The organism is Escherichia sp. F1 (assembly GCF_046764225.1).
Classification (GTDB): Bacteria; Pseudomonadota; Gammaproteobacteria; order Enterobacterales; family Enterobacteriaceae; genus Escherichia; species Escherichia coli.
Window position 1 is genome coordinate 2,250,631 of the sequence record NZ_CP177202.1, and the last position, 26,159, is coordinate 2,276,789.

24 protein-coding genes and 2 tRNA genes are annotated in these 26,159 nt (G+C 51.6%); 9 read left to right on the plus strand and 17 right to left on the minus strand.

Annotated features, from left to right (window positions below; translation table 11 throughout):
- Nucleotides 1-38: 38 nt before the first annotated feature.
- From ACK8NJ_RS10900 to ACK8NJ_RS10910, 3 genes are all read right to left on the minus strand, one after another.
- A complete protein-coding gene (locus ACK8NJ_RS10900) occupies nt 39-344 on the minus strand; it encodes a monooxygenase (RefSeq protein WP_000212678.1) in 306 nt (101 codons plus the stop codon).
- Nucleotides 345-452: 108 nt separating this feature from the next.
- Nucleotides 453-529, minus strand: a tRNA-Val gene (locus ACK8NJ_RS10905).
- Nucleotides 530-533: 4 nt separating this feature from the next.
- A tRNA-Val gene (locus ACK8NJ_RS10910) sits at nt 534-610 on the minus strand.
- Nucleotides 611-918: 308 nt separating this feature from the next.
- Here ACK8NJ_RS10910 and ACK8NJ_RS10915 point away from each other — a divergent pair.
- Entirely contained in the window at nt 919-2,175 is a 1,257-nt protein-coding gene (locus tag ACK8NJ_RS10915; protein WP_000534245.1) for an AIDA repeat-containing protein, read from the plus strand.
- Nucleotides 2,176-2,215: 40 nt separating this feature from the next.
- On the opposite strand, the gene mdtK is transcribed toward ACK8NJ_RS10915, so the two are convergent.
- Nucleotides 2,216-3,589, minus strand: coding sequence for a multidrug efflux MATE transporter MdtK (gene mdtK, locus ACK8NJ_RS10920; RefSeq protein WP_001174939.1), 1,374 nt, complete (start codon nt 3,587-3,589; stop codon nt 2,216-2,218).
- A 214-nt stretch (nt 3,590-3,803) separates the two neighbouring features.
- Here mdtK and ribE point away from each other — a divergent pair, with 214 nt between their 5' ends.
- A complete protein-coding gene (gene ribE, locus ACK8NJ_RS10925; protein WP_000493949.1) occupies nt 3,804-4,445 on the plus strand; it encodes a riboflavin synthase in 642 nt (213 codons plus the stop codon).
- A 39-nt stretch (nt 4,446-4,484) separates the two neighbouring features.
- Here ribE and cfa read toward each other — a convergent pair whose 3' ends face one another.
- Together cfa and punC are read right to left on the minus strand one after the other, a co-directional pair.
- Complete coding sequence (cfa, locus tag ACK8NJ_RS10930; protein WP_000098896.1) at nt 4,485-5,633, minus strand: cyclopropane fatty acyl phospholipid synthase; 1,149 nt, start codon at nt 5,631-5,633, stop codon at nt 4,485-4,487.
- Between the two features lie 290 nt (nt 5,634-5,923).
- Nucleotides 5,924-7,135 (minus strand): purine nucleoside transporter PunC, encoded by a 1,212-nt coding sequence (gene punC / locus ACK8NJ_RS10935; RefSeq protein WP_001182363.1) that lies wholly within the window; start codon nt 7,133-7,135, stop codon nt 5,924-5,926.
- A gap of 112 nt (nt 7,136-7,247) precedes the next feature.
- Here punC and punR point away from each other — a divergent pair, with 112 nt between their 5' ends.
- The gene (gene punR, locus ACK8NJ_RS10940; RefSeq protein ID WP_000269493.1) at nt 7,248-8,180 is read left to right on the plus strand and encodes a DNA-binding transcriptional activator PunR; all 933 of its coding nucleotides are present in this window, start codon (nt 7,248-7,250) and stop codon (nt 8,178-8,180) included.
- Here the strand turns inward: punR and purR are convergent.
- The gene (gene purR, locus ACK8NJ_RS10945; protein ID WP_000190982.1) at nt 8,177-9,202 is read right to left on the minus strand and encodes an HTH-type transcriptional repressor PurR; all 1,026 of its coding nucleotides are present in this window, start codon (nt 9,200-9,202) and stop codon (nt 8,177-8,179) included. The genes punR and purR overlap by 4 nt on opposite strands.
- A 298-nt stretch (nt 9,203-9,500) precedes the next feature.
- On the opposite strand from purR, the gene cydH reads away from it, so the two are divergent.
- Nucleotides 9,501-9,590, plus strand: coding sequence for a cytochrome bd-I accessory subunit CydH (gene cydH, locus ACK8NJ_RS10950; protein WP_000102278.1), 90 nt, complete (start codon nt 9,501-9,503; stop codon nt 9,588-9,590).
- A gap of 165 nt (nt 9,591-9,755) precedes the next feature.
- A complete protein-coding gene (locus ACK8NJ_RS10955) occupies nt 9,756-10,925 on the plus strand; it encodes an MFS transporter (RefSeq protein ID WP_000701040.1) in 1,170 nt (389 codons plus the stop codon).
- A gap of 145 nt (nt 10,926-11,070) precedes the next feature.
- Here ACK8NJ_RS10955 and sodB read toward each other — a convergent pair whose 3' ends face one another.
- The gene (sodB, locus tag ACK8NJ_RS10960; protein ID WP_000007283.1) at nt 11,071-11,652 is read right to left on the minus strand and encodes a superoxide dismutase [Fe]; all 582 of its coding nucleotides are present in this window, start codon (nt 11,650-11,652) and stop codon (nt 11,071-11,073) included.
- Nucleotides 11,653-11,779: 127 nt separating this feature from the next.
- Nucleotides 11,780-12,607 carry a peptidoglycan DD-endopeptidase MepH gene (mepH, locus tag ACK8NJ_RS10965; protein WP_000101183.1) on the minus strand — a complete coding sequence of 276 codons (828 nt, stop codon included), beginning with the start codon at nt 12,605-12,607 and terminating at the stop codon, nt 11,780-11,782.
- Nucleotides 12,608-12,941: 334 nt separating this feature from the next.
- On the opposite strand from mepH, the gene grxD reads away from it, so the two are divergent.
- Nucleotides 12,942-13,289, plus strand: a complete 348-nt coding sequence (grxD, locus tag ACK8NJ_RS10970) for a monothiol glutaredoxin 4 (RefSeq protein ID WP_000108172.1) — start codon at nt 12,942-12,944, stop codon at nt 13,287-13,289.
- A gap of 50 nt (nt 13,290-13,339) precedes the next feature.
- Here the strand turns inward: grxD and ACK8NJ_RS10975 are convergent, their stop codons facing one another.
- The 5 genes from ACK8NJ_RS10975 to nemR form a co-directional block, all read right to left on the minus strand.
- Nucleotides 13,340-17,956 carry an ATP-dependent helicase gene (locus ACK8NJ_RS10975; protein ID WP_411962445.1) on the minus strand — a complete coding sequence of 1,539 codons (4,617 nt, stop codon included), beginning with the start codon at nt 17,954-17,956 and terminating at the stop codon, nt 13,340-13,342.
- 92 nt (nt 17,957-18,048) lie between these two features.
- Nucleotides 18,049-18,696 carry a ribonuclease T gene (rnt, locus tag ACK8NJ_RS10980; protein WP_001282281.1) on the minus strand — a complete coding sequence of 216 codons (648 nt, stop codon included), beginning with the start codon at nt 18,694-18,696 and terminating at the stop codon, nt 18,049-18,051.
- Nucleotides 18,697-18,798: 102 nt separating this feature from the next.
- On the minus strand, nt 18,799-19,206 hold the full coding sequence (gene gloA, locus ACK8NJ_RS10985) for a lactoylglutathione lyase (RefSeq protein WP_001237796.1): 408 nt from the start codon (nt 19,204-19,206) through the stop codon (nt 18,799-18,801).
- Between the two features lie 80 nt (nt 19,207-19,286).
- The gene (nemA, locus tag ACK8NJ_RS10990) at nt 19,287-20,384 is read right to left on the minus strand and encodes an N-ethylmaleimide reductase (RefSeq protein ID WP_411962448.1); all 1,098 of its coding nucleotides are present in this window, start codon (nt 20,382-20,384) and stop codon (nt 19,287-19,289) included.
- Nucleotides 20,385-20,420: 36 nt separating this feature from the next.
- On the minus strand, nt 20,421-21,020 hold the full coding sequence (gene nemR / locus ACK8NJ_RS10995; protein WP_001032943.1) for a DNA-binding transcriptional regulator NemR: 600 nt from the start codon (nt 21,018-21,020) through the stop codon (nt 20,421-20,423).
- 103 nt (nt 21,021-21,123) lie between these two features.
- Between nemR and ACK8NJ_RS11000 the strand changes: the two genes are divergently transcribed.
- The 3 genes from ACK8NJ_RS11000 to sodC all read left to right on the plus strand — a co-directional run bounded on the left by ACK8NJ_RS11000 (nt 21,124) and on the right by sodC (nt 22,910).
- Nucleotides 21,124-21,363, plus strand: a complete 240-nt coding sequence (locus ACK8NJ_RS11000; RefSeq protein WP_000840481.1) for a DUF1289 domain-containing protein — start codon at nt 21,124-21,126, stop codon at nt 21,361-21,363.
- Nucleotides 21,364-21,411: 48 nt separating this feature from the next.
- Nucleotides 21,412-22,308 (plus strand): aldo/keto reductase, encoded by an 897-nt coding sequence (locus tag ACK8NJ_RS11005; RefSeq protein ID WP_000250656.1) that lies wholly within the window; start codon nt 21,412-21,414, stop codon nt 22,306-22,308.
- An 80-nt stretch (nt 22,309-22,388) separates the two neighbouring features.
- Entirely contained in the window at nt 22,389-22,910 is a 522-nt protein-coding gene (gene sodC / locus ACK8NJ_RS11010; protein ID WP_411962451.1) for a superoxide dismutase [Cu-Zn] SodC, read from the plus strand.
- On the opposite strand, the gene ACK8NJ_RS11015 is transcribed toward sodC, so the two are convergent.
- Genes ACK8NJ_RS11015 through ACK8NJ_RS11025 form a run of 3 tightly spaced genes read right to left on the minus strand, consistent with a single transcriptional unit; the run spans nt 22,911 to nt 26,019 of the window.
- Nucleotides 22,911-24,923 (minus strand): FUSC family protein, encoded by a 2,013-nt coding sequence (locus ACK8NJ_RS11015; protein WP_000994308.1) that lies wholly within the window; start codon nt 24,921-24,923, stop codon nt 22,911-22,913. It lies immediately after the preceding gene.
- Nucleotides 24,923-25,780 (minus strand): HlyD family secretion protein, encoded by an 858-nt coding sequence (locus ACK8NJ_RS11020; RefSeq protein WP_204098215.1) that lies wholly within the window; start codon nt 25,778-25,780, stop codon nt 24,923-24,925. The genes ACK8NJ_RS11015 and ACK8NJ_RS11020 overlap by 1 nt, the downstream gene beginning before the upstream one ends.
- 2 nt (nt 25,781-25,782) lie before the next feature.
- Nucleotides 25,783-26,019, minus strand: a complete 237-nt coding sequence (locus ACK8NJ_RS11025; RefSeq protein ID WP_000670998.1) for a DUF1656 domain-containing protein — start codon at nt 26,017-26,019, stop codon at nt 25,783-25,785.
- Between the last annotated feature and the right edge of the window lie 140 nt (nt 26,020-26,159).

Below are 26,159 nucleotides of genomic sequence, written 5' to 3' on the forward strand. Positions count from 1 at the left end.
GGATGAAAAGGGCGCTAACCGCCCTTGATTAAATTCTGTCAGGCGAGTTTTGCCTGATTGATTTGACTAAGTGGCTCATTGACATCGAAAACTTTGGCGACAACTTCCTCAACGCCGAGATTTTTCAGTCGGGCAGTATGTTTTTCCAGATAGGCAAGGGCGCTTTTTTCATCAGTAAAAAGGTAGATCCCACCGGCTTCGTGGTTCTTTTCACTTTCTGTCCATACCTTCCACAGAAAACCAGGTTCCTGATTAATCGACTCAGCAAGCGGTTTAAGCTGCTCAGCCATTGCGTCGCCAAATGGGCCATTGAAAGAAAAATGAAGTTGTAACAAAGTTGCCATAGCGATTCTCCTTCTGATAACGCATACGAAGACAGTGTAAATCTTTTAACGTATTGGATACAGAGAAGAAACAGAGGGAAAAAAGGAGAAGACCAGATTAAGAAAATCTGGTGCGTCCGAGTGGACTCGAACCACCGACCCCCACCATGTCAAGGTGGTGCTCTAACCAACTGAGCTACGGACGCAGGATGGTGCGTTCAATTGGACTCGAACCAACGACCCCCACCATGTCAAGGTGGTGCTCTAACCAACTGAGCTATGAACGCAACGTTGTAGGTGACAACGGGGACGAATATTAGCGGCAGAGTGGGAAGGTGGCAAGAGGCAAAACGTAATTTTCTGCGCTATTTCGACCGTTTGCAGAGCTTTTAAGCAAATTGGCTATATTTTGTTGATTTGCAAGGGCGATTTTTATTCAGGATCGCATTTACATCTGACACAACCCAATAATCTGTGTATCAGAGTTTAAACAGAGTTGTTTGCCACCATCTCAAAATCTGTCGTGGATAAATCCTCCGTAGCCTTTACACTTAGGTAGCAATAAAGGCACACAGATGCAGCAAAGGAATAAATCATGGGATCTGATGCGAAAAACTTGATGAGCGACGGGAACGTGCAAATTGTTAAGACCGGCGAGGTCATTGGCGCGACGCAACTTACTGAAGGCGAGTTAATTGTTGAAGCTGGCGCAAGAGCCGAAAATACCGTGGTCACGGGGGCCGGTTGGTTGAAAGTGGCAACTGGTGGGATCGCCAAATGCACACAGTACGGCAACAATGGCACGCTATCGGTCAGTGACGGTGCCATTGCCACAGATATTGTTCAGTCAGAGGGAGGCGCAATTAGTCTCTCTACGCTCGCTACGGTTAATGGCCGCCATCCCGAAGGTGAATTTAGCGTTGATCAGGGTTATGCCTGCGGTTTGTTGCTGGAAAATGGCGGTAACCTGCGTGTACTGGAAGGCCATCGCGCGGAAAAAATCATTCTCGATCAAGAAGGCGGCCTGTTGGTCAATGGGACAACCTCAGCGGTCGTGGTAGATGAAGGTGGCGAATTGTTGGTGTATCCAGGTGGGGAAGCCAGCAATTGTGAGATTAATCAGGGCGGCGTTTTTATGCTGGCGGGGAAAGCCAGTGATACGTTGCTTGCTGGTGGCACCATGAATAATCTCGGTGGTGAAGACTCTGACACTATTGTTGAGAATGGATCCACTTATCGTCTGGGGACGGATGGTCTTCAGCTCTACAGTTCCGGTAAGACGCAAAACCTGTCCGTTAATGTGGGAGGTCGGGCTGAAGTGCATGCCGGTACGCTGGAAAATGCGGTAATACAAGGTGGGACAGTCATCCTGTTGTCACCCACCAGCGCGGACGAAAATTTTGTCGTAGAGGAAGATCGCGCACCGGTTGAACTGACCGGTAGTGTTGCATTACTGGACGGCGCTTCAATGATTATTGGCTATGGCGCAGATCTGCAACAATCAACGATTACTGTACAGCAGGGCGGTGTATTGATTCTCGACGGCAGTACGGTAAAAGGTGACAGTGTCACTTTCAGTGTTGGTAGCATCAATCTAAATGGCGGAAAACTGTGGCTAATCACTGGTGCGGCAACGCATGTGCAACTGAAAGTGAAACGCCTGCGCGGAGAGGGAGCGATTTGCCTGCAAACCAGTGCGAAAGAAATTTCACCTGACTTCATCAATGTGAAAGGGGAAGTTACTGGTGATATACACGTTGAGATAACAGATGCCAGTCGGCAAACTCTGTGTAACGCACTGAAACTACAGCCAGACGAAGACGGGATTGGCGCAACGCTCCAGCCTGCGTAAAAACACAGGCGCAACCCGTGAAGGTTGCGCCTTGTCTTTACTAGCGAGCTGCTCGTTGCAGAATGATGGCTGACGGCAGACGTTGCAGGAACCGCATACGCAGCATCATCATAATGGCTGCCGACGTCAGGCCAATAATAAAGCCTATCCAGAAGCCTGCTGGCCCCATAGGTTCAACGACCAGATCGGTCAGTGCCAGAATATAGCCGCTTGGCAAGCCCAGCACCCAGTAAGCCGTAAAGGTGATATAGAAAATGGAACGCGTATCTTTATAACCACGCAAAATCCCACTGCCAATCACCTGGATAGAGTCAGAAATCTGATATACCGCCGCCAGCAACATCAAATGCGCAGCCAGCGTTACAACCTCGGGATTGTCGTTGTACAACAGGGCGATTTGCTCCCGCAGTGAAACCGTGAAAATGGCCGTCAGGGTTGCCATACAGACACCCACCATAAGCCCGGTCCGCGCAGCGGTTTGCGCATCCAGCGTTGAGCCCTGACCCAGACGATAACCTACGCGGATAGTTACCGCTGCCGCCAGCGACATTGGAAGCACAAACATCAGTGAACTAAAGTTCAGGGCAATCTGGTGTCCTGCGACATCAACAATACCGAGCGGAGACACTAACAGAGCCACGACGGCAAACAGCGTTACTTCAAAGAACAGTGCCAGCGCAATCGGCAAACCGAGTTGAATCAGTCGTTTCATAACCGCAGGATCGGGCTTAGCGGTGCCTTTTTCGTTACGAATATCGCGCATGGAGCGGGCGCGTTTAATGTAAGAAACCATGGCAAGGAACATGACCCAATACACCGCCGCAGTAGCCACGCCACAACCAACGCCACCGAGCTCAGGCATACCGAAATGACCATAAATAAAGATATAGTTCACCGGAATGTTCACCAGCAGGCCGATAAAGCCCATCACCATACCCGGCTTGGTTTTGGCCAGACCTTCACACTGGTTACGGGCAACCTGGAAGAAAAGATAGCCCGGCGCGCCCCATAGCAACGCACGCAGATAACCCACGGCTTTGTCCGCCAGAGCCGGATCGATGTTTTCCATGGAGCGGATAATGTAACCTGCATTCCACAGCACCAGCATAATGAGAACGGAAACAAAACCCGCCAGCCAGAAACCTTGTCGCACCTGATGCGCAATGCGCTCACGTCGACCGGAACCATTTAATTGCGCGATAACCGGCGTTAATGCCAGCAGCAGTCCGTGACCAAAGAGGATCGCCGGAAGCCAGATAGAAGTACCGATAGCGACCGCCGCCATGTCGGTGGCACTATAGCCGCCCGCCATCACGGTATCGACAAAACCCATCGCAGTTTGGGCGATTTGCGCGAGAATCACCGGGATTGCTAATGCTAATAACAGACGCGCTTCACTGATATACTTCTGCACGTGAACACCTTTTATTTGTAGTTATATGAGAGACTAAAAAGCCGCCTGAATGGGCAGCAAAAAGAAGAAGCAGGGGAAATTCAGTCTATTGTAGCGAGGATTTATTAATTCTCCAGTGAAAAAATAGTCATTCTTACCCCTTCACTGGTAAGGGCGTTTGCCACCTGCTATTGTGCTGAACAGAATGTCTTAACTGATTTCAGGAGTTGTAAGTATGTTTACGGGGATTGTACAGGGCACCGCAAAACTGGTGTCGATTGACGAGAAACCAAATTTTCGCACACATGTGGTGGAGTTACCCGACCACATGCTGGACGGTCTGGAAACCGGTGCTTCCGTGGCGCATAACGGTTGCTGCCTGACCGTGACGGAAATTAACGGCAACCATGTCAGTTTTGACCTGATGAAAGAAACGTTACGCATTACCAATCTTGGCGATTTAAAAGTGGGGGATTGGGTAAACGTTGAGCGTGCAGCGAAATTCAGTGATGAAATTGGCGGACACTTAATGTCAGGTCATATTATGACCACCGCTGAAGTGGCGAAAATATTAACCTCGGAAAATAATCGCCAGATCTGGTTTAAAGTCCAGGATAGTCAGTTGATGAAATATATTCTGTACAAAGGATTTATTGGCATCGACGGTATTAGCCTGACCGTCGGCGAAGTCACGCCAACGCGTTTTTGCGTCCATTTAATTCCGGAAACACTGGAACGCACGACTCTTGGGAAGAAAAAACTTGGCGCACGCGTCAACATTGAAATCGATCCACAAACTCAGGCAGTGGTAGATACGGTAGAACGAGTGCTGGCGGCACGAGAAAATGCCATGAATCAATCAGGTACAGAAGCCTGATCTGAAATCGCCCCCGGAGAGGGGGCGATAGAATAGCCTTTAGCGAGCCACTCGAAGGCCGTTTTCAACACCGCGTGAGAACACGACCTGCCAGAGCTGAATATCACGGGCGCGGAAAGCACCTGCACAGGCATTCAGATAATAGGTAAACATTCGTTTAAAGCGTTCACTGTAGTTATCCGCAATTTCTGGCCATGCGGCGAGGAATCGTTCATACCACGCCATCAACGTAGTATCGTAATCAGCACCGAAGTTATGCCAGTCTTCCATCACAAAGTGGGGTTCGCTGGACTGAGCAATCTGGCGTACAGAGGGCAGGCAACCGTTCGGAAAAATATATTTATTAATCCAGGGATCAACATTCAGATCGGTTTTTTTCGAACCGATAGTATGGAGCAGGAATATGCCTTCCGGTTTCAAATTACGATCCACCACCGCAAAATAGGTATCGTAATTTTTCGGTCCGACGTGCTCGAACATCCCCACAGAAACAATACGATCAAACTGGTCGTTCAGGTCACGATAATCTTGCAGCAAAATGGTGACATCCAGGCCTTCACAGCGTTCCTGAGCCATTTTTTGCTGTTCGGCAGAAATGGTGACGCCAACCACGCTTACGTCATAATTAGATGCCATGTAGTGCGCCAGTCCGCCCCAGCCGCAGCCAATATCCAGTACGCGCATCCCTGGTTTTAACTGCAATTTTTCACAAATCATTTTGAGCTTCGCCTGCTGGGCAGATTCCAGATTATCGGCATCTTTCCAGTAAGCGCAGGAATATTGCATGAAGGGATCAAGCATGCGGCTGAACAAGTCATTACCCAAATCGTAATGCTCTTTGCCGACTATCCAGGCACGTTTTTTACTCTGAAGATTGAAGAGACGAGCGCCGGCAATACGCAGCGTGTCTTTGAAATGATGGGGGAGTTGGTTCTCGAGACCTGCGCGTAAGACTTTGCTAAAAAACATATCCAGTCGGTCACATTCCCACCAGCCATCCATATAACTTTCGCCTAACCCCAAAGAGCCTTCCTGCAGAACGCGTTTAAAAAAATCGGGGTTTTTCACACGAATATCCGCCGGGGCAGAACCGTTAATGGCTATACCGGCACGGCTAAGTAATTCGTTGGCGATACGGTACCAGTTGTCATCCGGTACACTGACTTCTTCTATACACGATGAACTCATAGTTTCTCCATCACTGGTCGGTGATCAGAACCTTAAAACAGCGTAGACGCTTTTTGGGCTTTGTGAGAAATCTCGCAGAAAAAACCGCGAGTCTATAATCCGACGTAGAACAGAGGGAAAGGAGGAACCCTTGCCGAAATGACCATCCATAGCGAGTCGGGAACGATCCTGTCCCCGTAAAAACATAATATTTATCGTAGCTTTAACAACTCGAAATTAGTATAGGCCGCTAATTTCAATCATACAACAAAATTTTGTTAGCAGCCTAAGTATAAGTATATCGATATAGATCAGTGTGATTCGCTATGAGCGACTTCGGCATTGCCATGATTCTGGCAGCCAACTTCTTCACAACGTTGCATCATGTAACCCAGAGCAACCAGCACTACTGTTGATAACATCACGCTGGTGGTGGTGAGCAATGGCGTGCTGATACTGATAAGCCAGGAAACTACCAGACTTGCGAGGAAGCACAGACCCAGTTGTAGAGTGTTTTGCAACGCTGCGGCGCGACCAGTTGCATGTGGGAAGGGACGCAGCGCCTGGGCGACAACAATCGGGTAGATCGCGCCATTGGCAATCGCCATCACACAGAATGGGATCAGGATTTCGACTAGCGACACATGGCTAATGAAGCCCGCAGCCCAGGTCGCAATGACGCTGACAGCAAACAGTACCAGCAACCACGGTAATAACTGCTTGCCTTGCCATTTCTGCAGTGCGGCGCGACAGCCATAACCACCTATCAGAAACGCGATAGTTTGCGGGACATAACTTAAACCAATAACTGCCGGGCTGTAGCCCATTTCACTAAGGATGAACGGTGAGCCGGTCAGCCATGCAAAAAAACTGGCTGAACAGGCCGCATATATCAGCACGTTGCCGCGATAGGTTTTAGAACGTAGCAGGTCGGTAAAGGTCAGACCATCCTGACTATTGTTACGGGCCTTCGTCGTGGGTTTGAGCCAGAAAATAGGCAGAATCAGCACCACGGTAATGGCAAACAGGGTGGCGAAAATCGCCTGCCAGGAAAAATGGACCAGCAGCCAGCTTCCTAACAGAGGAGCCAGTGCCGGAGATAGACCCACCAGCGGCATGATGGTCGCAAAAATACGGTTAACTTTCTGTGAAGGATAATAATCCGTCACTAACGCTTGCCAGATAACTGCCGCGGCGCAGACACCCACAGCCTGTACAAAACGCAATACCAGCAGCGTAGCGGCGTTTTCTACCCACAGCATCCCCAGACTACCTAACGCAAAAATTGTCAGGCCGATTAATAATACCGGTTTACGACCATAACGGTCGGAGAGCGGCCCCCACAGAAGCTGGGCTGCGGCAAAACCGGCAAGGAACAGACTAAGGCTGGCACTGACAGCAGATGCAGGCGTTTGCAGGTCGGCCTGTATGGCGGCGAAAGCAGGCAGATACATATCGGTTGCCAGAAAACCGAGTACGCTCAAACCCGCCAGCCAGACTAAAAATCTTTTCCCAGGTTGCATGTATATTCTCTAAATCTCTCAATTAAACACCGCCGCAAAGTGTAGGGAGTGAAATTAGTGTTGTGAAACGGTAATATTTGATGACTGGTTTCAAAAATTTTGCAGGCAGACTATGTGGTCAGAATATTCACTCGAAGTTGTTGATGCGGTAGCGCGTAATGGTAGTTTTAGCGCTGCGGCACAGGAGTTGCATCGCGTTCCTTCTGCGGTCAGCTATACCGTGCGTCAGCTGGAAGAGTGGCTGGCGGTGCCGCTGTTTGAACGACGTCACCGTGATGTGGAACTGACCGCTGCCGGGGCGTGGTTTCTCAAAGAAGGGCGCTCTGTTGTCAAAAAAATGCAGATCACCCGGCAGCAATGTCAGCAGATAGCGAACGGCTGGCGCGGTCAGTTAGCTATCGCAGTGGATAATATTGTCAGGCCAGAACGTACACGGCAGATGATCGTTGATTTTTATCGCCATTTTGATGATGTCGAACTTCTTGTCTTTCAGGAAGTGTTCAACGGTGTCTGGGATGCGCTTTCCGACGGGCGCGTGGAACTGGCGATTGGCGCAACACGCGCGATTCCGGTAGGCGGTCGTTATGCCTTCCGGGATATGGGGATGCTAAGCTGGAGTTGCGTTGTTGCCAGTCACCACCCGCTGGCGTTGATGGATGGCCCGTTCAGCGATGATACGTTGCGCAACTGGCCGTCGTTGGTGCGCGAAGACACCTCGCGAACGCTACCTAAACGTATTACCTGGTTGCTGGATAACCAAAAAAGACTTGTCGTGCCTGACTGGGAATCATCGGCAACCTGTATCTCGGCAGGATTATGCATAGGGATGGTGCCAACACATTTCGCCAAACCGTGGCTTAATGAGGGTAAGTGGGTAGCACTAGAACTGGAAAACCCCTTCCCGGATTCGGCATGTTGTCTGACATGGCAGCAAAATGATATGTCGCCTGCGTTAACCTGGTTGCTTGAGTATCTCGGCGATAGTGAGACGCTGAATAAGGAGTGGCTGCGGGAGCCGGAAGAGACTCCCGCAACGGGTGATTAACGACGATAGTCGCGGAACGGGCCGTCAGCCACGGAGCGGCGTTCAATCAACCGCGGATGCACTTCAATGGACTGCGGTTCTTCACGTTTGTTGACGATACGATCCAACAGCATGTTGAACGCCGTTTCACCCAGCGAATCTTTTGGCTGGTGGATCGTGGTCAGCGCCGGCGTAAAATAGCGGGCGTTGCGCACGTTATCATACCCGATCAGCGAAACATCCTGCGGGACGCGCAGACCCATTTCATCAGCAGCACAAAGTGCGCCCATTGCCATGATATCGCCACCACAGAAGACGGCAGTAGGGCGATGCGGCTGCGACAGGATTTGCTGCATGGCGCGATAACCGGATTCAGGTTCAAAGTCACCCTGTACAATCCAGCTTTCCGGCACCTTGATCATCGCTTCTTCCATCGCCTTCATAAAACCGGCAAGGCGGCCTGCGCCAGTGTTACGTTCCAGCGGGCCGGGGATAACGCCGATTTCGCGGTGACCGCGTTCTATCAGATAACGCCCGGCCATGTAACCGCCTTCGAACGCGTTATCAATGACCGCATCGGTGAAGTCAGCTTTTGCTTCACCCCAGTCCATCACCACCATTGGGATATGGCGATACTCTTCCAGCATCGCCAGCAACGGCTCTGGGTACTCAGAACACATCACCAGCAGACCATCGACGCGTTTTTGCGCCATCATCGACAGATAAGCCCGCTGTTTCTCAAGATTGTTCCACGCATTGCCCAGAATCAGGGTGTAACCTTTCTGGAAGCAATTTTTTTCAACCGCTTCAATGATCTCGGCAAAATAGGCCGCTTCGCTGCTGGTCGCCAGCAAACCGATAGACTTGGTGTGGTTAACCTTCAGACTACGCGCCACCGCGCTAGGGGAGTAGTGTAATTCTTTGATCGCTGCCCACACGGCGTTGCGCGTTTCTTCAGCGACGAAACGTGTTTTGTTGATCACGTGTGACACAGTTGTAGTGGAAACGTTTGCTCGTTTCGCTACATCTTTTATTGTTGCCATTCCATTTCACTCCAGACCCTAACTTCAGCTCCTGCAAAATCGCAAGGTAAACGTTTGCCTTTACACACCTTACGCACAACAAAAGTGTTGCGGTACGCCGGAAAAACGACACGGAGCGTCAGGAAGGGGTCAATGGCCAGTACGCAAATAGTGTAAGCGTGGAATTTTGGCCGATCTTGACGAAAAGGGGAAGTGGTAAAAACACTTATCATTATAAATGACGGGAGATTTTTTCATCACAGTGTGTAAAAATGCGTAATATCACTTTTTGTGTGGTAATAAAAAAGGAGAAAACTTGATGAGCACCGACCTTAAATTTTCACTGGTAACAACGATTATCGTCCTCGGTTTGATCGTGGCCGTGGGTTTGACTGCCGCGCTGCACTGATTTCCTCTCGAGGGAGCGCGTTCTCCCTCGCATCTCCTTCCTGTTTGTTAGCAAAATGGCAAAAGTGTTTTCTCTTTTTGTTATTTTCATTTTTTTGTGATTGCTGTCATGCTTTCGCCACTTTAATGAATATCGCGTAATGACGCGAAGAGGTGGAGATAAGACATGAAAATTAACTATCCGTTGCTGGCGCTGGCGATTGGTGCGTTTGGTATTGGGACAACGGAGTTCTCGCCAATGGGCTTATTGCCCGTCATTGCGCGCGGTGTGGATGTCTCGATTCCCGCTGCCGGAATGTTAATCAGTGCCTATGCAGTTGGCGTAATGGTTGGCGCGCCGCTGATGACGCTTCTACTTTCTCATCGTGCTCGCCGCAGTGCGTTGATTTTCCTGATGGCGATTTTCACGCTCGGCAACGTACTTTCCGCCATCGCGCCGGATTATATGACCCTGATGCTTTCACGCATTTTGACCAGCCTGAATCACGGAGCATTTTTTGGTTTGGGTTCAGTTGTGGCCGCAAGCGTGGTGCCAAAACATAAACAGGCCAGCGCAGTTGCCACTATGTTTATGGGGTTAACCCTGGCAAATATCGGTGGCGTTCCGGCAGCGACCTGGTTGGGCGAAACCATCGGCTGGCGGATGTCATTTCTGGCAACGGCGGGGCTGGGCGTGATTTCAATGGTAAGTCTGTTCTTCTCATTACCTAAAGGTGGAGCAGGGGCGCGACCTGAAGTGAAAAAAGAGCTGGCGGTATTAATGCGTCCGCAGGTGCTGTCTGCATTGCTGACGACGGTACTGGGAGCTGGTGCAATGTTTACCCTCTACACCTATATCTCTCCGGTACTGCAAAGCATTACCCACGCAACGCCGGTGTTCGTCACGGCAATGCTGGTGCTGATTGGTGTCGGATTCTCTATCGGTAACTATCTCGGCGGCAAACTGGCAGATCGTTCAGTTAACGGCACGTTGAAAGGCTTTTTGTTGCTGCTGATGGTGATTATGCTGGCAATCCCGTTCCTGGCCCGCAATGAGTTCGGCGCAGCTATTAGCATGGTGGTGTGGGGAGCTGCAACCTTTGCGGTCGTACCGCCGTTACAGATGCGCGTGATGCGTGTCGCCAGTGAAGCGCCAGGTCTGTCTTCATCAGTCAATATTGGTGCCTTTAATCTTGGAAATGCGCTGGGAGCAGCTGCTGGTGGTGCGGTAATTTCCGCTGGGCTGGGATACAGTTTTGTGCCGGTGATGGGGGCGATTGTCGCGGGACTGGCATTATTACTGGTGTTTATGTCAGCCAGAAAACAACCTGAAACAGTTTGCGTTGCCAACAGCTAATTAAACAAAAACGCAGAAGGATAACCTTCTGCGTTACAGTTGCTGGCAACGTGCGATTTATCTTGCCGGATGCGGTGTTAACGACTCATCCGTGTTGGTATGGTAAGCGAAGCGCATCAGGCAATGCTGCATTTGCCATCAGTTATTATGCAGCGAGATTTTTCGCTACGAATTCCCAGTTCACCAGCGCCCAGAAGTGCTCCAGATAGCCAGGACGTGCATTACGATAGTCGATGTAATAAGCGTGTTCCCAGACATCAACGGTCAGCAGTGGAGTTGCATCGGTGGTCAGTGGAGTACCCGCGTTAGAGGTTGAAACGATAGCCAGCTTGCCATCGCTGTTTTTCACCAGCCAGGTCCAGCCAGAACCAAAGTTTTTGATTGCTGCATCAGTAAACTGTGCTTTGAAATCGGCAAAGCTGCCAAAAGATGCGGCGATAGCTTCAGCGACTTTTCCAGTCGGTTCGCCACCCGCGTTCGGTGCCAGGCAGTTCCAGTAGAAAGTATGGTTCCAGACCTGAGCTGCGTTGTTGAATACGCCACCTTCAGAGCTGCGAATAATCTCTTCCAGTGATTTACCTTCAAACGCGGTACCTTTAATCAGGTTGTTCAGGTTAGTGACATAAGTCTGATGATGCTTGCCGTAGTGATACTCGATGGTTTCCGCAGAAATGTGCGGTGCCAGAGCATCTTTAGCATATGGTAGTGCAGGTAATTCGAATGACATTGCTACTCTCCTTTATTATTAATTTGCATACGTACAATAGCCTTATTGTGCGTATGGATAGGGTAGCAAATTAAAAGGTGAGACAAAAGATGAACTTACCCTGTTGCCGTAACAACAGGGTAAAGTTTTAGCGAAGTGTTTTTGGGGTCATTACCCGACGAGCGCCAACATAGTGGCGCTGCCAGTAGTCTTCACTGAGAGAAGTGATTTGAATTTCTTGGCCCGTGCGCGGTGACTGAATAAATTTGCCGTTGCCGACATACACGCCGACATGATCGGCTGTACCGCGTCCCTGAGTACGAAAGAAGACCAGGTCGCCGTTTTTCAGTTCACTACGTTCGATAGGTGCTGCATCACGCAGGTGATACATTTCATTCGCCGTACGCGGAATACGAATTTTCACCAAATCTTTATAAGCGTAATAAACCAGGCCGCTGCAATCAAAACCGGTACGCGGTGAGCTGCCACCCCAACGATATGGCTTACCAATTTGCTGCATCAGTTTATTCATTGCCACTTTTGTGGCTTTTTGCACTTTGGCTTTGTGTGCGTCGGCAAGGGTTCCGGACGCGGCATTTTTGACTTTCACACAATGCGATTTATAGCCCTTACGTTTGGTACACTTTTCGGTAAAGCTGGCTGAGGCCGTTTTATTGACGGCGTGTTTGCTGCGAGTTTTGGCGTTTTTAGAAGCGGTAATGGAAGATTTTTTAACGGAAGAAGCGGTTTTGCTTTTGGTCGTACTTTTACTGGCGGCTTTTTTCGCTGTTTTCTGGCTGGCTTTCTGGGTCTTTTTGGTGGTTGCCGTGCTTTTCTTTTTATCTGCTTTTTTGGTGATATGAGTGGTAGCAGAACTCTCCCTGGCTTGCTTTGAAGCATGGGCCATAGGCGTTAAAGGCAGGGTGGTAAAAAGTAAAGCACAGAGCGTGATCGAAATACGGTTTATCCGCGCCACTGAGCGTCCCTCTGTTAAGGCAGGTCTATCATGCCTGCGTCTGATTTACAAAACTTGATGATTCTAATGCATAGAAGAAGAGAAAGTTAATAGCTTTTATTGTTAAAAAATACGTTTCGTTGGCGAGCGCAAAAAAATGCAGCAGTGAAAGCTAAAAATGGTTATAAATACGCCAGTTTGCCGTGCATCTGGGAAGAAACGAATATTTGAAATGCAACAAATAGCGCAAAGGGATAAAATAGCAAAAGCGTGATGAAAATGTTATTTTCCGATGCCGCACTGACCCGCTACAATGTCAGATTACTGCCGTAAAGAAGTTTGAGGAAGCAAGACAATGAGCACCACTATCGAAAAAATCCAACGCCAGATTGCTGAAAACCCGATCCTGCTGTACATGAAAGGTTCACCGAAACTGCCGAGCTGCGGTTTCTCTGCCCAGGCAGTCCAGGCGCTTGCCGCATGTGGCGAACGTTTTGCCTATGTTGATATCCTGCAGAATCCGGACATTCGTGCGGAACTGCCGAAATATGCTAACTGGCCGACCTTCCCGCAACTGTGGGTTGACGGCGAGCTGGTCGGCGGTTGTGATATCGTGATCGAAATGTATCAGCGTGGCGAACTGCAGCAGCTGATCAAAGAAACTGCCGCTAAATACAAGTCTGAAGAGCCGGACGCGGAATAATCCGTCCAGCAATACTGACGGATGCGAACGGGCATCCGTCAGTCCTTTCTCTATCCCCAATCCAGTCCTTGTGGCGAACTTGAAAATCCCGCCTCACGCAGCAGCGTAAACATCGGCGTTTGCCGGACCGGTAGGTCATTCACTTCTGTTAGCGTAAAGCGCAGCCGTGGTTCGCGACGCAGTGCGGTAGTCAGCGCGTGGAAAACCTCTGGGGCGAGTAATTCATCTTTTTCCTGCCAGACCAGCATTTTTTTGCCACCTTGCGCCAGATAGAGTAACAATTTTCCGCCAGAAACGACCACCAGCGCACCCGCCCGACGCGTTGGAATCAGCGTTGCCGGATGTGCAGGCCAGGGCAGAAGATTTCCCCACACATTAGCCGGATCGTTGGCAGAGAGCGCCACTGGTGTATAGTGGCGCGTTTGCGTGGCTTGTGTCGCCAGATCGCGCAATCGGTCAATAGTCAGACGTTCAGCGAATTGCGCGCCACCCAGACCTTCTACAAAACGACCTCGCATAATTCGCCCGGAGTCTTCCATACTTCGACAAAGCGTTTGCATCGATGGAAACCCGCCAGGGATATTTTCGGCTATCACCGCCTGACGACTGATGATGCCGTAGCGGTCGAGCATATTTTCCGCCAGCGCCAGCATCCTTTCGGTATCGTTTAGTGGCTCCACCTGCAATAACGACCAGCGTCCAGCCAGATTTGGTGTGTTGTAAGACACCCGCGGCGAGACGGGTTGTGCATAGACAGGACGCCCACGACGAGCCCGGTGACTGCGGCGAGTTGAGGTGCGTGCGTTGGAACTGCTGCGGGTGAGGGCGCGTAACGGTGCCCAAATATCGCTGGTGATGACGCCTTGCCAGACCAGCGCCCATAACGCCTCTTGCAGTGCCGAGGGATCAACCGATTCGCCGATTTTATCGCGTATCCGTTGGCTGATTTGTTGTGCAAACCAGGCTCCTCCGTCAGCCAGAACAGCGACTATCGCTTGCTGCAGCGCCGAACGATTCGGCTGATCCGCTTCGGCGGGAGTGAACGATTCTGCGGCATATTCCTGTAGATGCAGTGCCACCAGGCCGTCATCTTCACCCAGCTTTTTTTGCCCCGACCAGATAACCGCACCGGTTGCCAGTAATTCATCGAGCATTTCTGGCGAATAGTCGCGTACGCGGGCAGGCAGGATCTGGCTTTCCCAGAGTGAGGCGGGTAAACCGACTCCTGCAAGCTGTTCGATCACCCGCATGACGCCATCCACGCCCTCATAAACGCCTGGCGATGTTGAGGCAAAGAGTGCCGGGCTACCATCGGTGGCGGGTAATACGCCCTGACGTTCCAGCAGCAATCGCGCATAGGTCGTGGCCGCAACGGGACGTGTCGCTTCTCTGGCGGCTTGCAGCGAGCGCAAACGCAGACGACGAAATACTTCATCGCTCACCCAGATGTCTTGTTGCAGATTCATCACCAGCCCCTGTTCGCGCAGTTGCTGAAGTTGCTCTTCGACAATGGCAATACCGAGGCTAAACTCATGAGCCAGTTGTTCAGCCGTGACCAGAGCATGAGCCCGGAGATAGCGCAGAAAGAGGTCGCGAAGCGGGTAACTGACTCGGTGCAAATAAATCTCTGGCAGTGACTCTGGTAGTCGTACGCCGAGGGCATCGCGCAGCCTGGCGGCATCATCCATACAGGCAAGACGCTCCTGCCCGCTAATCATCGTCGGGAAGATTCGTTTTACTGCAAGAAGATTTTCCAGATACGACGCAATCTCTTCACTGCTGCCTGTATGCCGTTGCGCCAGGTCTTCAACGGTCATTGGCCCCAGTTCGCGCAGCAGGTCGAACAATCCTTCTTCACCTTTCGCTCTTCTGCCAGGAGCCAGTCGTTGCAACTCTTCTTCCACCTGGCGAATGACCTGTGGGTCGAGTAATTCCCCCGGATCGACCTGTCCGAGTAGATTGCGCAGTAACTCGCTGTCCAGCGACAGTACGGATGCCCGGCGCTCTGCCAGCGGGGCGTCGCTCTGGTACATAAATTCCGCGACATAGCCGAACAATAAACTGGCGGCGAAAGGCGAGGGCGTTGTGGTCGTTACATCGGATATTTGAATTTCGCCACCGTTCAGGCGACGCATCAAACGTTCCAGCGCGGGAAGATCATAAACATCTTGCAGACATTCGCGTAGGGTTTCGAGAATGACCGGAAAATCCGGATATCCCTGAGCGATTTCCAGCAACTGACTGGCGCGCAGCCGTTGTTGCCAGAGCGGGGTGCGATGGCCCGGCGTGCGGCCCGGCATTAATAATGCCCGCGCGGCGCATTCGCGAAAACGGGCGGCGAAAAGTGCCGAGCTGCCTACCACCTCACGGACAATTTGTAGCAACTTTTCTGGTTCAAACAAAAAAATCGCGGCGTCGGGCAATTTACCATCAGTGTCAGGAATGCGCGCAACAATGCCGTCATCACTGGCGACCACAGACGCGTCAGCGCCCCATAGTGCATGTATTCGCCCGGCAATCGCCAGCGCCCAGGGTTCATGCACCCGTCTTCCATAGGGAGAGTGCAAAATAATACGCCAGTCGCCAATTTCATCACGGCACCGTTCGAGGACCAGATGACGACTCCCCGGAACGATGCCCGTCGCGTTGCGCTGCTCGTCAATCAACCCCTGAATATTGGCGATCGTATTTTCTTCTGCCAACCACGGGGGAATAGTCCCGGAAAAGAACGCGCCATCCGCCAGTAAATGGAGAAAATCGCCGATCATCTCGCCTAATTCTGCCGGACGTCCGTTACCTTCACCACGCCAGAAGGGGAGCCGGGCAGAACGACCCGGAGCAGGAGTCACAATCACCTGATCGCGGGTGATTTGCTGGATCCGCCATGAGGTAGCGCCGAGAGTGATAATGTCGTTCACCCGCGACTCATATACCATCTCCTCATCCAGTTCACCCACCCGCCGCGAACCGGCCTGTTCTTCACCTTCGGGTAATAACACGCTATACATGCCACGATCCGGAATGGTGCCACCGCTGGTAACCGCCAACAGCTGAGCGCCAGGTCGGGCGGTCAATATCCCGGTCTCCCGGTTCCAGACCAGTTTGGGGCGAAAAGCAGAAAAATCGCCAGAGGGATAGCGCCCGGAAAGCATATCCAGCGTGGCGTCAAAAACACGTCTTGGCAGATCTTTCCACGGTGCGGCACGGCGTACGCGGGAGTACCATTCGTCTACCTGTAATGCATCCATCGCCGCGGCGGCAACGGTTTGCTGCGCAAGGACGTCGAGTGGATTATGCGGTGGTGTCAGGTTTTCCAGCCTGCCTGCGAACATACACTCAACAATGACTGCGGAATCGACTAAGTCACGCCTGGTTCGGGGGAAAAAAAGCCCTTTGGAGATACCACCTACCTGGTGTCCGGCACGTCCAATGCGTTGTAACCCACTGGCAACAGAAAGCGGCGTTGCCACCTGAATCACCAGATCCACCGCGCCCATATCAATCCCCAGTTCGAGACTGGAGGTTGCGACCACGCAGCGTAATTCACCCGATTTCAGCGCCTGTTCGGTGATTGCTCGTTGTTCTTTAGACACGGAGCCGTGGTGTGATCGAGCAATAAAAACGTCGCTACTTTGTACACGGTTAGAGGTTGCGCCAGAGGTCGACTCGAAATGGGCCGCATCAACGGCGATAGACGGGGAACGCTGTAAGCGTGCGGCGTAAAGCTCATTCAATCGTGCCGTCAGTTTTTCCGCCAGCCCGCGTGAATTAGTAAAGACAATGGTCGAGCGATGGCGCAACACTTCATCAAGGATACCCGTTTCAATATATGGCCAGATGGAGCCTTCTCGGCCGGCATGGCTGTCTTCGCCGGTGCCGCTGGCGACCGATGAGACATCATCCATATTGGCGACCGGTACAACAATCCGTATCTGCGGATGGCGCATTGCGGGCGGGTTTACTACCGTAACCGGGCGATCGCCACCAAGAAATGCTGCCACATCGCTGGCTGAGCGTACAGTGGCAGAAAGGCCAATTCGCTGTGCTGAGGTGTGGAGCAGCGCATCGAGCCGCTCCAGACTTAACGCCAGATGCGCACCACGTTTACTGCCCGCTACCGCGTGGACTTCATCAATAATTACCGTTTCGACGCCGCGTAGCGTTTCGCGCGCGCGGGAGGTCAGCATCAGATAGAGTGATTCGGGTGTGGTGATCAGAATATCCGGCGGATTACGGGTGAGTTTGCTGCGTTCCTGTGCAGGCGTATCGCCAGTACGGATCCCCACGCGAAGATTGACTTCCGTTTCGCCGCGCCGCCGCCGTTCATCGGCAATACCCTGTAACGGGATCTGCAAGTTGCGCTGAACGTCGGTGCCAAGGGCTTTTATCGGTGAAATATAGAGAATGCGTGAGGTTTTACGCTTATGCGCCTCGCGGGTATCTTCGCCGCCTTCGCGGAAGAGCTGATCGAGGGCGTAGAGAAATGCTGCCAGCGTTTTCCCGGAGCCAGTCGGTGCAATCACCAGCGCATGTTCGCCTCGCGCCGCCACATGCCAGGTTTGCGACTGGACAGCGGTCGGCTGTTTAAAGGCGCGAAGAAACCAGTCGCGGGTTGCCGGTGAAAACACGTCCGGCAGGGGCGATGAAAGGTTTGGATTATCTGCCATTAACGCTATTCCCCGTGAATATCATGCATGATGCGTGGAATAGCCTCACTATAGATGCCTGAATCATTGCATGTCATCAGGCATCGACTCGATTACACCTCTTCGGCGGCAGGTAGCGGCCAGCCTCCCAGACGTTTCCAGCGGTTGACGATTTCACAAAACAGCACAGCAGTGCGTTCGGTGTCGTACAGCGCGGAGTGCGCCTGGGTGCTGTCGAAGTCCATGCCAGCGGTCTGGCAAGCCTTTGACAATACGGTTTGTCCGAGTGCCAGCCCGGCCAGTGCAGCAGTGTCAAAAGTGGCGAAAGGGTGGAACGGGTTACGTTTCAGTGAGGCGCGTTCTGCGGCGGCCATCATAAAGCTGTGATCGAAATTGGCGTTGTGCGCCACCATAATGGCGCGGTTACAACCGCTCGCTTTAATACCTTTACGCACAACTTTAAAAATTTCGTGCAGCGCCTCGTATTCGCTGACCGCGCCGCGATCGGGATCGTTCGGGTCAATGCCGTTGAAGGCGAGGGCCTCTGGCTGCAAATTTGCGCCGACAAATGGTTCGACGTGGAAATGTAATGTGGTGTCCGGCATCAGCCAGCCTTGTTCATCCATTTTCAGGGTGATGGCGGCAATCTCAAGCAGCGCATCGGTTTTGGCGTTAAATCCAGCTGTTTCAACATCGATCACAACAGGATAAAAACCACGAAAACGGTCGCACAGACCGGTAAGTTGAGCGTTATCGGACATCTGATTCTCTTAATACGGATAAATTGCAGCGCGCATTATGACAAATATTACTTGTCGATGCAGTAAAGATGCGGGCGCGATGAGTTCACGCCCGGCAGGAGATTAGTTGCCCAGACCGCGACCGGCGTCTTTCTCTTCGATTAACTCAATTTTGTAACCGTCCGGATCTTCCACAAACGCGATAACCGTAGTACCGCCTTTTACCGGACCCGCTTCACGGGTCACGTTACCCCCGTTTTGACGGATTTTTTCGCACGCTTCAGCTGCGTTATCTACGCTAAGCGCGATGTGACCATAAGCAGTGCCGAGTTCGTATTTATCCACGCCCCAGTTGTAGGTCAGTTCAATCACCGCTTCTTCGGTTTCCGGACCGTAGCCAACAAACGCCAGTGAGTATTTGTATTCCGGGTTTTCGCTGGTACGCAGCAGTTTCATGCCCAGCACTTTGGTATAAAAATCGATGGAGCGTTGCAGATCGCCAACGCGCAGCATGGTATGAAGAAGACGCATCTTTATATCCTCAAAATGGCTAACAGATTCAAAATGTTGTTTTAGTATAGCGGCGGCTTTGCGCCGCTCGCAATGTTGGATTACAGCGTCGGGTAATCCGTGTAGCCTTCCGCACCGCCGCCATAGAAACTTTCAGCACGCTGTGGATTAAGCTCAGCTTTGCGCTGCAAGCGGGCGACCAGATCCGGGTTCGCAATCCAGTCACGACCAAATGCCACCGCATCAATTAACCCTTTGCCGATCAGCGTTTCGGCTTTTTCTACCGTGTATGCACCTGCGCCGATAATCGGACCGTGGAAACGGGCGCGTACTTTTTCGCGGAACGCATCAGTATACGGTTCACCCCCCGCCCAATCTGGTTCTGACATATGCAGATAAGCAATGCCGCGTTTACCCAGTTGTTCAATCAGATACAATGCATCGGCTTCTTCATTCGGGCCGTTATCTGTGTTCTGAAAAGTACCGATTGGCGAAACGCGAATGCCAATGCGGTCGGCACCCCATTCATCAATCCCGGCATCGACCACTTCCAGTACCAGACGTGCGCGATTTTCCACGCTGCCGCCGTACTGATCGGTACGATGGTTTGAAGAAGGGGAAAGGAACTGATGCAGCAAATAACCGTGAGCAGAGTGAAGCTCTACCAGATCAAATCCAGCTTCACGCGCGTTAGCAATGGCCTGACGGAAATCATTGACGATACCCGGAATCTCTTCCAGTTCAAGCGCACGCGGCATGGATGTTTCAACACGGATCGCCTGACCATTTTCATCGCGCAGAGAAGTACGAGTTCCCGCGCTAAGTGCTGAAGGCGCTACCGGTGCCTGACCGCCAGGTTGCAGGCTGGCATGAGAAATGCGTCCAGTGTGCCACAGCTGTACGGCCATATGACCATTTTCAGCATGAACGCCAGCGGTAATTTTTTTCCATGCGGCAATTTGTTCCGAACTATGGATGCCAGGCGCACCTGCATATCCTTTTGCCTGGGCAGAAATTTGCGTGGCTTCACTAATAATCAAACCGGCACTGGCACGTTGGCGATAGTATTCCGCCATCAACGGGGTAGGGATGTCACCCGGTTCAATACTGCGCAGACGCGTCAGCGGTGCCATAAAAATACGGTTTGCCGCCGTGATCGCGCCCACTTTCAGTGGGGAATACAGTTTTTCAGATGACATAAAGGCTCCCGGTCGTCTGGTGATAAAAAATGCCTGCTAAACGGCAGGCGTCGCAATAATGGTTTTTACATGTGCCAGCGCGTTTTCCAGTGGCTCGGAATTGCGCGAAATTTTGGCCTGCAGATTCGCACCCAGCCATAGTGCGTAAAGCACTTGTGCCTGTTGCAGCGGTTCGCCACAAAAGGTTAAACAATGGCTATCACGGCCATTTTCCAGCGCCTGCGAGAGCAGAACGATCACGCCGCGAGCGCCTTTATCCATCGCGCTACGCATATCTTCTGACAGATCGCACACTTCGGCAGAGAGTTTTACTGTCAGGCAACCACTGATGGTTCCATGTTGGCAAAACTGGTTCAGTGTTTGCTGGTAATAAGCCAGTATGCGGTCGCGGTAGTTACCTTCGCCGGATTGCAGCAACTCAGTCAGTCGCTGGTGATATGCGGCGTAATGGCGCTCAAGCATGGCAACGCCAAACGCTTCTTTAGAGCGAAAGTAGTGATAGAAGGACCCTTTCGGCACTTCAGCGGTTTTTAGTAATTCGCTTAGCCCCATCCCGGTGAATCCACGTTGCAGGCAAAGTTGCTCGCCCGTCGCCAGGAGATGTTCGCGAGTATCATGTTCGGTGTGTTTGTTCATGCGTTGGAGTGTAGTAGACCAGTCGGTCTAGTGCAAGCAAAGTTGCTACTTTGGGCATTAACAGCTTCAATAATGGTAATAATCTTATTTTGAGGAGGGCGAAGTGGCGGAGCAATTAGAGTTCTTTCCCGTCCAGAGCCCGTGCCGGGGAATTTGCCAGTCTGACGAACGCGGGTTTTGTCGCGGCTGTTTTCGTAGTCGGGATGAGCGTTTTAACTGGAATAAAATGAGCGATGGCGAAAAACAAGAGGTGCTGCGCCTTTGTCGGCAGCGATTAATGCGTAAATTACGCGCAAATAAGCCAGCGTCATCAGACGAACCGGAGCAACCATCACTCTTTTGAGCCTAATCTTGCGTATACTCCTCTCATATCTGATAAGAGGAAGCGATTATGGTTCAGCGTATTACTATTGCGCCGCAAGGCCCGGAGTTTTCCCGTTTTGTGATGGGCTACTGGCGATTGATGGACTGGAATATGTCCGCCCGCCAGCTGGTCAGTTTTATTGAAGAGCATCTGGATCTCGGCGTGACCACCGTGGACCATGCTGATATTTATGGTGGCTATCAGTGCGAAGCGGCGTTTGGCGAGGCGCTGAAACTGGCTCCTCACCTGCGTGAACGGATGGAAATCGTCAGTAAATGCGGTATCGCGACGACCGCGCGTGAAGAAAACGTCATTGGTCATTACATCACTGACCGCGATCACATCATTAAGAGCGCCGAACAGTCGCTAATTAATCTCGCGACCGATCATCTGGATCTGCTGTTAATCCACCGACCAGACCCGTTAATGGATGCCGATGAAGTGGCGGACGCGTTTAAACATCTGCATCAGAGCGGCAAAGTGCGCCATTTTGGCGTATCGAACTTTACGCCTGCGCAATTTGCCCTGTTGCAATCACGTCTGCCGTTTACCCTTGCCACTAATCAGGTGGAAATATCCCCGGTACATCAGCCGTTACTGCTGGATGGCACGCTCGACCAACTGCAACAACTGCGTGTTCGTCCGATGGCGTGGTCCTGCCTTGGTGGTGGTCGTCTGTTTAATGATGATTATTTCCAGCCGCTGCGTGATGAACTGGCTGTGGTGGCGGAGGAGTTAAACGCGGGCTCGATTGAACAGGTGGTTTACGCCTGGGTATTACGTTTACCGTCGCAGCCGCTGCCAATTATCGGCTCAGGTAAAATTGAGCGCGTACGGGCAGCTGTCGAAGCTGAAACACTGAAAATGACCCGTCAACAATGGTTCCGTATCCGTAAAGCGGCATTGGGTTACGACGTACCGTAAGCACTTTTAGGAATAGCCGCCGTTCAAAAATGTGTCACTGGTTTACACTTATTCAGGAATGCACAATGAACGGAGGTCCTATGAAACGTTTTAGTCTGGCCATTCTGGCGCTGGTTGTTGCGACCGGCGCACAAGCTGCCAGTGAAAAAGTCGAGATGAACCTCGTCACGTCGCAAGGGGTTGGGCAGTCAATTGGTAGCGTTACCATTACTGAAACCGATAAAGGTCTGGAGTTTTCGCCCGATCTGAAAGCATTACCTCCCGGTGAACATGGCTTCCATATTCATGCAAAAGGAAACTGCCAGCCAGCCACCAAAGATGGCAAAGCCAGCGCCGCGGAATCCGCAGGCGGGCATCTTGATCCACAAAATACCGGTAAACATGAAGGGCCAGAAGGTGCCGGGCATTTAGGCGATCTGCCTGCACTGGTCGTCAATAATGACGGCAAAGCCACCGATGCCGTCATCGCGCCTCGTCTGAAATCACTGGATGAAATCAAAGACAAGGCGTTGATGGTCCACGTTGGCGGTGATAATATGTCCGATCAACCTAAACCGCTGGGCGGTGGCGGTGAACGCTATGCCTGTGGTGTAATTAAGTAATTAAGAGGCCAGCGTACCTTGCGGTGGTGCTTGCTCAAGTTGCGAAAGCGAGCAGTACAGCCGCCAGACAATTGCCGCCAGCTCACGGGCAGCAGGTTGATGATGACGGGCAAGGCTGTCACAAATCCGCTGTAATTCTTCAAGTGTGGCCGCCAGTGATTTTTGCTGAACGCCACGCTCACTCATCACTCCCCGCAACAGTGAAATACAGTTATCCCGTACTCGCGATAACGGATCGGAACGCGATTCCCAGTCGCGCAATTGCCAGACAACATGAGAACAGTTCAGCAGCACTACACCCCAGCGTAATAACCAACGGCGAGCCAGCGCATCCTGGCTGTTACTCAACTGACTGACGTGATGATAAGTGAGCGATTCAAATTCGCTTTCACTCAGTGTTGGATGGCGGCTTAGCTGATCGACAAAATCCCGGCGCAGCGCGCGAATATGACGACGGCTTTTACGAGCATCCGACCCTGGACGCAAAATGGCGAACGCTAACCACGCCAACGCGACGCCAACGATTTTTGCCAGATTATCGTTAAGAAAATCAGCAAAATCATACACCGGGGGATTAGTGACAGCGATAAACGAACCCATAAAAACAATCAGTTGCCCCCACAGTGCGGCAAATTTGGGCATCTGCAATTTAAGAAGCTGCATTGTCGCCAGCAGTGGAAAGAGAAACAGTAAAAATTGCCACAGATCGCTAATCTGGACCATCAGGCCAAATTTGACCACAAAGCTGAATAGCGAAAGTAACACCAGCGTGCGCATCAGCAGTGACAACGACTTAAACGGTGCTGCGACGGCGGAGTAGAGTACGCAGCTAATTGCTGCCAGCGTTAATGCATTGGCACCGGCATCCCATTGCGATGCAATACTCCATGCGCCAATCATCATCAACGTACAAAATGTACGCAGCCCGCTCCACATAGCTTCGGCGTTGTCGGTATGACGAGCCAGGCCGGATGTCCGTGGGAGTCTGGCATGGTCATCTACACCGCTTTGCAGACGATGTAATTCCTGACTACTTTGCAGATAAAGGCGGCAAAAATAACGTAGTCGCTGCCAGAAGGCGACGTGCCGGTAGTCGGCGACGTTGGTCGGGCGTAGCGGGGCGATAATACGTGCGACGGTGTAAACATCTGTTTGCGAACTGGCGAGCGCCGTCAGCAGCTGTTCGAGAATTTCTCGTGTGGCACATGGCGGTGAGGGCCAGTTGAGCAACATACGTCGCAGGCTGGAGATGACACTGGTCATACGTAATTGCTGGTGGAGTAGCGCATTAAGGCGCGCGTTTTGCTGGCGAAAACGATAGTGGCTCCAGAAAGCCTGGATACGCAGCAAATTCATGGTCAGTATCTGCCCAATCACCCCCTCATGTGCTGCACGAATGGCATCGGTTGTTTCTGGCTGCCAGAGTAAACTGGCATGTTCCAGTAATCGGGCGTGCATGTTTTTCAATGCGGTTAAAAGGGCAGTAGCATCGGAACTGCTCGGCAGGATCATCATCATCATGCCGCCGCACAAAATACCGACAATCACCTCGCAAACGCGCGCCTGAGCGATATCCCACAGCTGGCTGGCCTCAGTAATATTAACCATCGGAAAGGCGATGATGGCAGCCGTGTAGCCCGCCAGTTGAAATGCATACGCGACATTATTCGTGAAGTGCGCACAGGCCCAGGTACAAAAGCCAAGCCACGCCGCCATGCTCAAAAGAAAAAACCACGGCTCATTAAGTGTATGTCCGGCAAGAAGCAGTGCCGCAATGGCTCCGAGCAAACTGCCAGCGATGCGTCCGAGGCTTTTGCTGATGACACCGCCAACGGTGGGAAAGCTAACCACGGCAGCCGAGGTCATCGCCCAATAGGGCTCATCAAGATTCAAATAATAGGCAACCGTCAGCGCCAGACACATGGCAATGGTATTGCGTAACGCATAACGCCATTGCGCCAGCGTGGCCCTGAACCAGGGCAAATTGCGCAAGGACCATGACGATGCGTTCATTATTGACCTACGGCAATGCTACAGGTGGTGCCCGACACCAGCGTGACATCGCCTGGGACTTTATCCAGCGCAAAGCGGACGGGAACGCGTTGGGCGAGTCGAACCCAGGGGACGTTAGGTTTCACATCCGGAATAAGGCTTGAGTCACTTTCAACGCTCTGATCATAAATCGCCCGACCGATACTGGAAACGTGACCCTGTAACGTTTTGTTATCACTATAGAGGGTAATTTGTGCTGGTGCACCTTCGCGGATATGGCGCAACTTGGTTTCTTCAAAATAACCAATGACGTAAAACGAGTGGCTGTCGACAAGGGCAAACAGCGGTTTCCCGGTGTCAGCGTAATCGCCGATGCGGGTAGTGAGGTTAGTCACCCATCCACTCACCGGGGCGCGAATTTCCGTTTGCGCCAGTTGCCATTGTGCCTGTTTCAGCGCCGCCTGTGCGGCATCAACACTGGCCTGCATCGCTTTAACATTGAGGTTAGCGGTATCGAGTTCTTCGGCAGAAATAAAATTTTGTGAGAGATGACGACGACGATTGGCTTCGTTATTGGCTTTTGCGAGGTCAGATTGCGCTTTCGCCAGCTGAGCCTGTGCGTTCAGCTCGGCGATCTGAAAGGGCGTTTTATCGATCGTGAGCAGAAGATCCCCCGCGTTAACCAGTTGGTTGTCTTTTATATTCAGCTCAACAATACGTCCCGACACCTGAGGGGTGATAGAAACCTGTTCAGCGCGTATTTTCCCGTCGCGTGTCCACGGAGATTGCATGTAATAATTCCACAGCCACCATCCGGCAAGAACCGCAACTACCGCTACAATGATTGTTGAGAAATACTTAATTGTTTTAATTGACATAGTTACCACGCAATCAGTATTGCCAGGGCAAGGCAAACGCAAATCGCAAACAGCGATAAATCCATTAACAAGGGATGCCAGATGTCACCGGCGTAGATCCAGCCACGAAGCAGGCGGTGTACGACAAGCCAGATGACGAATCCAAACGCGAAGGCTTTGAAAAACGGAGGAAAGTAGACGGACGCACCGAACACCAGATCTTGTAAGGGCAATCCTGTTGCATTGAGCATAAACTTCACAAAGTAGATTCCTTTACGACCGAATATATTGCGTTAGATTAATAAATATTCTTTAAGTGCGAAAAATTTACGCGCAATTTCTGAAAAATATGTCTGACGGTAACCAAATGCAGCAATACATTTGTTTTAGCAATACAATT